At 64.9% G+C, this 9,641-nt stretch carries 8 protein-coding genes and 3 pseudogenes; 7 read left to right on the top strand and 4 right to left on the bottom strand.

All coding sequences use genetic code 11. The annotated features are described in order from the left end of the window. The 6 genes and pseudogenes from FNH05_RS23340 to FNH05_RS39410 all read left to right on the top strand — a co-directional run. Positions 1-222: pseudogene (locus FNH05_RS23340) on the top strand (IS5/IS1182 family transposase); the annotation flags it as partial. Positions 223-751: 529 nt separating this feature from the next. Beyond that, on the top strand, positions 752-2,236 hold the full coding sequence (locus FNH05_RS23335; RefSeq protein WP_144590856.1) for a YcaO-like family protein: 1,485 nt from the start codon (positions 752-754) through the stop codon (positions 2,234-2,236). Between the two features lies 1 nt (position 2,237). Then, positions 2,238-2,639, top strand: a pseudogene (locus tag FNH05_RS40070) (MFS transporter); the annotation flags it as partial. Further along, entirely contained in the window at positions 2,548-3,540 is a 993-nt protein-coding gene (locus FNH05_RS23325) for an MFS transporter (protein ID WP_144590855.1), read from the top strand. The pseudogene FNH05_RS40070 and the gene FNH05_RS23325, both read left to right, overlap by 92 nt. Positions 3,541-3,676: 136 nt before the next feature. Beyond that, positions 3,677-3,805: pseudogene (locus FNH05_RS39900) on the top strand (TfuA-like protein); the annotation flags it as partial. Positions 3,806-3,816: 11 nt separating this feature from the next. Next, on the top strand, positions 3,817-4,629 hold the full coding sequence (locus FNH05_RS39410; protein ID WP_281287629.1) for an SAVMC3_10250 family protein: 813 nt from the start codon (positions 3,817-3,819) through the stop codon (positions 4,627-4,629). Between the two features lie 974 nt (positions 4,630-5,603). Here the strand turns inward: FNH05_RS39410 and FNH05_RS23315 are convergent. From FNH05_RS23315 to FNH05_RS23295, 4 genes are all read right to left on the bottom strand, one after another. After that, on the bottom strand, positions 5,604-5,804 hold the full coding sequence (locus tag FNH05_RS23315) for a hypothetical protein (RefSeq protein WP_144590854.1): 201 nt from the start codon (positions 5,802-5,804) through the stop codon (positions 5,604-5,606). A 219-nt stretch (positions 5,805-6,023) separates the two neighbouring features. Then, a complete protein-coding gene (locus tag FNH05_RS23310) occupies positions 6,024-7,220 on the bottom strand; it encodes an IS701 family transposase (protein ID WP_222426684.1) in 1,197 nt (398 codons plus the stop codon). Positions 7,221-7,998: 778 nt separating this feature from the next. After that, a complete protein-coding gene (locus FNH05_RS23300; protein WP_144590853.1) occupies positions 7,999-8,511 on the bottom strand; it encodes a hypothetical protein in 513 nt (170 codons plus the stop codon). A gap of 4 nt (positions 8,512-8,515) precedes the next feature. Further along, entirely contained in the window at positions 8,516-8,731 is a 216-nt protein-coding gene (locus tag FNH05_RS23295) for a hypothetical protein (protein ID WP_222426683.1), read from the bottom strand. A 246-nt stretch (positions 8,732-8,977) separates the two neighbouring features. Here FNH05_RS23295 and FNH05_RS23290 point away from each other — a divergent pair. Further along, positions 8,978-9,641 (top strand): tyrosine-type recombinase/integrase (locus FNH05_RS23290; protein WP_222426682.1); only part of this gene is annotated, 664 nt, incomplete at its 3' end.

The raw sequence follows: 9,641 nt of genomic DNA, 5'->3' as shown, positions 1-9,641 counted from the left end.
GCGACTGGCTCCGCCAGCGCCGAATCATCCCGCGCATCGCCCGCAAGGGCATCGAATCCACCGAGAAACTCGGCAAGCACCGGTGGGTCATCGAAAGAACGATCGCCTGGCTGACCGGCCACCGGCGGCCTGACCATCCGCTACGAACGCAAACCCAGCCACTACCTCGCCTTCCTCACCCTCGGCGCCGCCATCACCTGCTACAAAAAACTCACCAAATGAGACAAGGTCTTAGCTCGGTGTAGAGCCCAATGCTGACAGCCGCAGACCCAACTACTCGGCCCCGGAGCGGAGTAAAGGAGCTCCTGGCCACTCAACAAGCCCACATGGCCCCGCATACGTGCAGGTCACCTGGTCGCACGCCCCACTCGCCGACGACCAAACAGCCGAGTAAAGGTGTCGATGAGCGGCATGCTCGACCTCGAAGAACTCACCAAGATCACAAAAAGAGAGTTCCCGCAGACTCTGACCTGCGGAAACCCTCTCGACCGTCGGGACGACAGGATTTGAACCTGCGACCCCTTGACCCCCAGCGCCGTTACCGCAATTCGCTGACCTGGAAGAACAGAGAAACCGCAGCATAAACCGGGTCCGTCGACGTCGGTTCACCGCAGTTCATGCTCCAACCGGGACGTCCAACTCTCCCGATTTTCTCCTTCATTCGGCTTACGCATTTCAGGTGGCAGGCACGTTGTCAGCTGTTGGATCACGAAGATCGGTACGGGTTACAGTCGCGACGGGGCTCGTACTCATGACCTCGGATGCGGTCGATGCGCCGTTCGCCGGATTGATTCCGGTATTGGTTGGCAATTGGTTGAACCATTTCATGAGCGTCCGTACTCTCGGGGCGATCCATTGCACGATGCATCGAGTGGAAGTGGGGAGTCATGTCCGGATCGGTCAAAAACTGCGTGCACAGTGTCGGAGCGGCGTGTTCGGTGAAGTCGTCGGTTCACGGTGTCGGGGCCGCCTGCTCCGTAAAGCGTTCCGCGAACGGCGTGGGAGCCGCATGTTCCGTCAAGAGCGGCGTGCACTCTGTCGGCGCCGCGGTGGCCGCGAGGCTCGTCTGACGGAAAGGTCGGGGCGCGCCTGCCCGGCGGACGAGACGTTCGCGCGGTTTCGGCGTCTGATGCCTTCGGCAGGCGTGACACGTCTCGCCGATGTGACGGGCTTGGATGTGCTGGGGATTTCTGTGTACCTCGCCGTGCGTCCCGGCGCCCGCTCGCTGGCCGTCAGCGTCGGCAAGGGCATGGACACCGCCTCCGCGCGAACGGCAGCGCTGATGGAGAGTCTGGAGGTCTGGCGTGCGGAAAACCTTGATACGCCGGGCCAGGTGGCGTCTTTCAGGGAGTTGACGGACAACGGCATCACGGCCGTGGACCCGGACACGCTGCCGCTCGCCCTTGATGCCGAGCCGACCGGTCACCGGCAACGGCGCGCAACGTGGATCCCAGGATCCGATGTCTCGTCCGGCAGGCGTGTGTGGGTGCCCTTGGATGTCGTGTCACTGGACTTCCGGCTCGGCAGCCTGACGGCGCCCTGGCTCGCCCGCAACTCGAATGGTCTGGCGTCGGGCAACACTCGGCCGGAGGCGCTGCTCCACGCTCTGTGCGAGGTGATCGAGCGCGACGCGGAATGGCGGTGGCGGACCAGTGACGACGAGCGGCGGATTGCGCTTGACACGGTGCGGGACGCCGAATGCCGCCGGCTCCTGGACCGGTTCGCTGCACACGGTGTGTACGTCGCTGCCTGGGACATCACCAGTGCGGTCGGGCTCCCCGTAGTGGGCTGCGTCATCTTGTCGAACCCCAACCTCGCCGAGTGGTTCGGGACCGGAGTACACGACGGCTTCTGCTGTCGGCCGGACCCAGCCGTGGCCTTGGCCGGCGCGCTGCAGGAGGCCGCGCAGAAGAAGCTGACCTACATCTCCGGCAGCCGGGATGACGTCACGAGGGAGGAGATGGCCAGGGCCCACGACACCGGCCTTGTCCAGCGAGTGTGGGACGACCTGCACGTCGGCGGCGAGCGAACCGACTTCGCCACCGTGCGGTCGTACACGCCTCACGGTGCGGGCTCCGACGTCGCAGTGGCTGCGGAGGCACTCCTACGCGCTGGATTCGAGCGGATTGTCGTCGTCGAGGTGGCAGGCGCTCATCCGGGGCCGTGGGTGGTGAAGGCGGTCGTACCAGGGGCATACGGCCCATACGGCTCCGCGCTGGCCCCGTCAGGCCATTGACGTGAGCACAGCCGGTCGAGACTTCCGATGGCTCTGGGCGGGGCAGACAGTGTCGCTGATCGGTGATCAGGTATCTGCATTCGTGCTACCGACTGTCGCCGTGGTCGTGCTGCATGCGGGCAGTGTCGAGGTCGGTGCGCTCAACGCGATCGCCTCTGCTGCCTACCCAGTGCTGGGACTGTTCGTCGGGGTGCTGATGGACCGCATCCGCCGACGTCCCGCGATGATCACTGCCGACCTGGTGCGGTTCGCGACTTTCGCAACCCTGCCGGTGGCTGCGGCCTTCGACGTGCTGTCCATCGCCCAGTTGTATGTCGTGGCAGCGGTGGCCGGGGTGTTCTCGGTGCTCTTCGACGTGGCCTACCAGTCGTATCTACCCACGCTCTTGGCCGGAGAGCGGAGAGCCGCTGGCGCAGGGGAACGCGCGCCTGGAGATGTCCAGCAGCGTCTCTCGGCTGATGGGGCCCATGCTCGGCGGGGCCCTGCTGCAAGGATCGGCCTCGGCTGGCGCTCTGGCAGCGAACGCGCTGTCCTTTCTGGCGTCGATGGCCGGGGTCGTCCTCGTCCGCTCACCCGAACCCACCCCGAGCTCACACGACGCCAGCACCGGTGTGTGGCGCCCGATCGCCGAGGGCCTGCGCTTCCTGTGGCGACACCCTCTCCTGCGCCCACTCACCCTGGCGGCAGGACTGCGCAACCTGGGGATGAGCGCGGTACGGACCGTGCTGGTGCTCTTCCTGTATAAGGCGCTCGCCCTCTCCCCGGGGGTCGCCGGAACCCTCTTCACCGCCGGGGCGCTCGCCGCGGTGGCTGGAGCAACGCTGAGCGGCTGGCTGGCCGGGCGTCTGGGAATCGGCCGCACCCTGCTGCTGACCGGGTGCGAGGGACTGGCGTGGCTGGCCGTGCCTCTGGCGTTGGTGCTGCCATCGGTCGGCACCGTGGTGACCGTCATGGTGGTCTCGTCGCTGTGGCTGCCGATCTGGAACGCCGTCGTCACCACCCTGCGGCAGCAGGTCACAGAGCCGCGTCTTCTGGGCCGAGTGCACGCCACCGCCCGGACGATCAATCTGAGCACCATCCCCCTCGGCGCCTTGGCGGGCGGCGTACTCGCTCAGCTTCTCTCGGACGCGTACGGCGACCGCAAGGGCCTGACCCTGGCCCTGACCCTCTGTGCCGCGGTGGCCGCGCTGTCGCTCGTGACCCTGCTGGCCGGGAACATCCGCCGCATCCGCCATTACCCGAACTCCGCACCGGCCTCCCTCGCCGGACCGCCCGGCGACGGCCAAACCGCGAAAGGAGTCTGACTTGTACGGCTGCGTCTTCGTGGGACCCACTCCCAACGCCAGTGAAGTCGAACGCGTCGCCGGCCTGACCGTACTTCCGCCGGCCGCAGTCGGCGACGTCTAGCGCGCCGCCAAGGCGGGTTACCGCACGCTTCTCCTGATCGACGGCTACTTCCACCACGTCCCCAGCGTCCAGCACAAGGAGATCCTCTATGCCCAGCACCAGGGTCTGATGGTGGTCGGCTGCTCCAGCATGGGCGCGCTGCGCGCTGCGGAGCTGACGGACTTCGGGACAAAATGCGGACTTTGGTGCCTCAACTGCCCGGCCGTCTCCGCAGACGGCTTGGGTTCGAGGCCGGGCTCAGTGCCGGAGTCGTGTCGGCCAAGGCGGCGCTGCCCAGCGAGTCGCAGCCCTCGTCGGTCGCCCTGCTGGACGCGGTGGTGGAGATGATCGAGCGGGAGAAGGGGTCCCGGTGGCGAACCGAGAACGACCTATTTGCCGGTGACTGGATCCAGTTCGAGGAGGAGTTCCGATACGGCGACGCGGCCGCGGCACGGTATTCCGACAGCGAGCAGGACGCCGCTCATGCGCTGGCCGGACTCGTCTGCTTCGCGGCCACCGACGCCGAGCCACCGTTCGTGCTCTGCGGGTCGGCCGTGCATGTTCTGGACCGTTGGCAGACGGGCGCCTCACCGGAGAAGCGGGTGGGCTGGTTCTACATGGACGCGCTCGCCGCCTACGCCCGCACACTCGCCGAGCTGCCCGACGAAGCCGCCACCGCCAGGTTCGAGCCGCCAACGACAACTCGCCGACCTGAGGAGGAAACCCACCTCCGCGGCAAACTCGCCGAACTGGCCGGCGAAGACACGATCACGATCGGCGAGGTCCAGCCCTCACCGCAACGTCATGGGCTGGAGGGCTCACTCGCCTACACCCTCCAGTTTCTGTGCTTCAGTGCGCAGTCCGGCGGCGACGATTACGACCAGTGGGCAACCGAGCCGGTACGGCTCAGCGGGCACGCCCGGGTCCTCGCAGCAGTACCAACCGGCAGTGACGGACCGCCTGGCGTGCTCGCCACACCTCTGTACGTGGAATACGCCCAGGACTGAGTCGTGCCCGGACCGCCAAGTGGGTCAACGCCTCGCTCGAGTCCCTGGCATCGAATGCCAGGGACTCGATGTTGGTGCACCGTCAACAGCACCACCGGGACCAGCACCATCGGCGGGAACACCATCAGCGGTGGCCTGGCCTGCGCGGGGAACGACCCGCCCCCCACCAATGCCGGGCTGCCCAACACCGTCCGCGGCCCCCGCACTGGCCAATGCACCGGGCTCTAATCAGCAAGCGAATCGCACCTGGGCCCCGCCGCGTCCGCGCGGTGGGGCCCGATCGTTCGCGGATCAGGGCACGCTCGAACTCGGCGAACGTGCCCATCACGGACAGCAGTAGGGGCACCATCGGCCGAGTCCGGACCGGTGAAGGTGTACCCCAGATGGGCGATAGAGGAGCCGTTGCGGCGAGCGATACGCTGAGTCTGATGGGGAGGGGAGTAATCCCTAGCGGCGATGTCGTCAACCCGGTGAGCCCCGGCTCACCCGGCGTCGTCGGCCGATTTGGCGGCGAGCCTTGACCAGCCCCCCGCCCGGCGGATGAGACCTCCGGTTGATGGCGCATGCCTGCGCCTGGACACCGGAGAATCACCATGGGGCTGGTCAGCAACTTCGCCGTCATCGGCTGTATCGCTTGTACTGCCGTGTACGCGGTCGCACGGCTACTCGCGCTGCTCATCGTCCTGCGCGGAACTCGGCCCAGCCAACGCGCCGAACTCGTTCGTGCGGTGGCAGAAGTGTTCGCTCCCGTGCGACGCGGCAGAAAGGAACGAAGCGCCACTGTGCTCCGTCGGGACACCCCCGACAGCCAATCCTGACCTGTCGACAGACGTGCTGGCCGTCGCCGGTACAGACCGAAAGCGGTTACTTTCTGCGGCGGCGGGGTCGTGCTGGGCTCGCCAGCGGGTCAGTGCCTCGGTGGAGACCTTCTCTGGCGACGTCAGATATCAGAACTGTGCGAATGGGTCTGGACTTCATCGGTTGGCGAACTCGGTGACTGTGTCGAGAAACCGGTCCAAGTGGGCGGGAAACCGGGGACTGGGCGGTTCTGGGCTGCCCGGGAGTTCCTCGCTGTCGGGCAGCAGTCGCAGGAGCGAGTCGACGGTGTGCCGTTGGTGGAAGGGGTTCTCCGGGACCGAGGCAAGCACACCGATCTGCATGGTGAGGGTGGCCAACTCGTCGTCGGTAACGCCTCGCAGCGTGTGGCCGTCCAGCAGCGCGCAGATGATCTGGTCCGAGGCGCCATAAGCGGCCAGGCCGCCTCTAGTACTCCAGCGGCACTTCGTAGTAATTTGCCTGTCTGCGCTGGTAGTGGGCTTGTTGGGCGCGGTATTGGTGGCGTCGGCGCCATCGGGACCAGGCCCAGGTCGCGGCGCGGTCGAACGGGGTGGTGATCAGGTGTGCCAGGAGACGCTTGACCTCGCCCAGCGTGATTGGGATGAGGCCGCTGTCAGGGCTTTTGGGGCGATCGCAGCGGTGACGGCGAGGTAGGTGTGGGCGAGTAGTGCCAGGGTGATGTGCCGATGCCAGGCGTCGTAGCGGCGGACTTGATAGTGGTCGAGCCCGACTTCGGTCTTCGCGGTCTGGAAACAGTCCTCGATCGCCCAACGTGCCCCGGCGACCCGGATGAGGTCCTCGTCAGTCGTTCCTGTTGGGGCGCAACACAAGTAGTAGGCGATCTCGTACTCGCCCTTGCTGTTGCGGGTTAGGGACCGACGCGCGAGCAACCAGCGTTGCCAGCCGGGTGGGGTGGTGTCGGGGTAGGTCGGTAACTCGGCAACGGCCCAGTCGAACACGCGTGGCCCTTTGGCGCCATCGCCGCAACTCCGGCGTTTCCACGCATCATCGGGCGCGTGCGCTACGAGAACATCGGCGCGGGACGTGCCGGCCACCGCAGGGATGGTCTGGCTGCTGGGCACCGCCACGACATAGCTGATTCGTCGATCTTCCAGCCAGTGCCGGAATTTCGAGTCTCCGCCGTAGGCTTCGTCAGCAGTGACCCAGGTCGCGGGGACGCCGGCGTCCAGCGCCCTGGCGAGCATCCTCTGAGCGAGCACGGGCTTGGTCGCGAACTCGACCTCATCGGGCACGGCGGCCTCGCGGCAGCGTTCCCGATCGTTGATCCAGGACTTCGGCAGGTATAGCTCGCGGTCGATCAGCGTACGGCCTTTGCTTGTGGCATAAGCACAAAACACCCCGAGCTGACAATTCTCGATGCGCCCGGCGGTGCCGGAGTACTGACGTTGCACTCCGGCGGATTTGGTGCCCTTCTTCAAGAATCCGGTCTCATCGACGATCAGCACGCCGTCACGCTCGCCCAGGTGGCTGACCGCGTAGGCGCGGACATCGTCACGGATGCCGTCGGCGTCCCAGGTAGCGGCGTTGAGCAGGCGCTGCATCCCGTCCGGGGTGAGGTCACCAGCGGCCTCAGCCAACGTCCACCCGTTCTTGCCCGCAAGCGGAGCGAGCAAACCGCGCACATAAGCACGAGCTCGCCGCCTAGGCTCGACCCGGTGGAACCGGCCCGCCACCTGCGCGAACAGTTCTTCCAGCCCAGCCACCCAAGCATCAAGATCCTCATTGGTCACCACAAGATCAGTAACCTACACGACCATGATCACGAAGTGCTGCTGGAGTACTAGAGGACCTGGTCGCCCAGGTGGCGATCACCGGACCAGACCGGCTCCGGCCAGTCTTCCGCATCCCCCAACCCCGCAACAACAACGAGGCCGCAACCGCCCTACCAGCGGAAACGACCTCGAAGGGAGTGGTTCGCACAATGACTAATTCGGTGGAGCTAAGGGGACTCGAACCCCTGACCCCCTCACTGCCAGTGACCCAAACCTTTCCACCTGCGGAAACTGAGAACCAGCAGGAAAAACACTGCCAGCCACTTCCGTTGAACGCAGTTTAACGTCGTTGCACACCCACCCGTGCTCCAGAATCGCTCCACAGAAAACAGCGTGAAGGCCCTCCAGCGCTCTCTCCTTGCACTTAAACAAAGTCTGCCTCCGCTCGTCGAAACCAGCAAACAGGTCGGCTGCGTGCCCACCGCGACTGGCCACTACACGACGGGCAGGCAACCATCCTCTTCCCTACTCACGCCATACCTACATGCCCACCCCTGACCGTTCGACCTGATCGACTACCAGAACTCTCGAGGTAGCAGCATCAAATCCAAACCGTGATCATCCAACCGGCTCGAACGAAGATACATCGCCATCAACGGCTTCCAGCCCAGCGAGTTGATCAACAAACCTTGGTCAAACCGTCGTCACGACACGGCCGAGGCAGGCGACGACCGGAGACCCATGACGAACACGACCATCCGTGAGTTCCTGACGACATGTTCACCCCACCGGCTAAATCTCACCACCAATTGCTGAGAAATCTAAAGCCTTGTTTGTCGTCACCTTCCTCGAAGCCCATCGCTTCAATGCTCTTGTCTTCTGGCGGGCGTCGCAGGAAGTCGACCAAGCTGCGCGCACGGCCGCCAGAGAGATCATTGATCGCAGAGAATTCAAGATCGGGGTTACGGCCAATCATCTCAGCGGCGCGATACAGCAGCGCAAGCGCGGGCAAACCCTCTCGGAAGTCACTAGACACTTCTTGATCAATCGCCGCAGCTAAGATCCCTGCCCGCAATTCACGCGCGTCCTGATGTCGCACTGCCATGGAAGCAGCCCGCTTCGCAAAGGCACTGAGCACACGATCGCCATCACGCGGTAGAAACTGCTTCGCCTGCTCGAACATCGTTCCATCTTTAACTTTAAGTAAAAGATCGCGAATCTGGTTATCCCTAGCAGAGAACAGATCCTGGCTACCGTAGTTGAAATTCTTGGTCGGCTCAAGGATAGAAAATTCCGCCGCACGTAAACTCATAAGATCAACTCCCCGGAGGACGCAGGTAATCCCCGTCCCAACTATATCCAGCATTTGTCAGCATACTGATCTCGCGGGCCGTGACGGTCTGCCGTTTCTCGACCGAATCCCACACGTTCGCCCAGATGATCGGCGAGGCGACATAGACATTCTGCTTATTCTTGATGAGGGTGTTGATCCACGCATCATTCTTGGCAGGCGACCAGTGCGGAATGTCCAAAATGTCATATCCGACCCACTCCTTTGCGCGGGATCGCGGGAATGACGACCTGGTGCTCCTCGCGTCCACATCATCTCCCCGGCACAGCGGCGCACGGTGCAAGGTCGCACCTCAACAACAGGCGGCGAGGTCGACGTCCCCGAGCCCGGCATTCGCGGGGTCGTCACGCCCGTGGGTTGACATGAGCCGGATGGCAGGCGCATGACAAAGCCACCAGCAGGAACCAAGACGGCCCTGGAGGTCATCATGGCGTGGGTAGAGCAAACCGGGCAACACTCGTGGAGGGTCCGCTTCCGCCGCCTCAACGGCACCACCAGCTCAATACCAGGATTCCCGACCCGCAAAATCGCCGACCACTACGCCGCGGACATGGAAACCGACCAACGACGCAAGACCTGGATCGACCCCGCCGACAGCCGCACCACCCTCGCCGACTGGGCACAACAATGGCTACCGGCCCAGGACCTCGATCCCCGCACGATCGACAACTACCGCAGCTACCTGCACTGCCACATCCTGCCCCGCTTCGGCGACACGGCCTTGGGCGAGATCACCACCCTCGACATCGACACCTGGACCAAACAGGCCACCGACGCCGACTACGCCACGGCCACCATCGCCAGCTGGGTCAAGCTGCTGTCGATGATCCTCACCGACGCCGTTGACCAACACCTCATCCCCACCAACCCCGTCCGACAACGCCGTCGCCGGGGCCGACGCTGCCGCGCACTCGCCCGCGAACGCGTGTGGGCCACCCCCGAGCAGGTGCTACGCATCGCCAACCAAGCCGCCACCCTCGGCGGCCCCACCGCCCGCCTACTGATCATCACCGCCGCCTGGACCGGCTGCCGCTGGGGCGAACTCGCCGCCCTCCACCGCGACAACCTCAACCTCGACACCGGCCACCTCA

The organism is Amycolatopsis rhizosphaerae, from assembly GCF_007713715.1.
Taxonomy (GTDB): domain Bacteria; phylum Actinomycetota; class Actinomycetes; order Mycobacteriales; family Pseudonocardiaceae; genus Amycolatopsis_E; species Amycolatopsis_E rhizosphaerae.
This window is presented reverse-complemented; position numbering and strand designations above follow the sequence as displayed.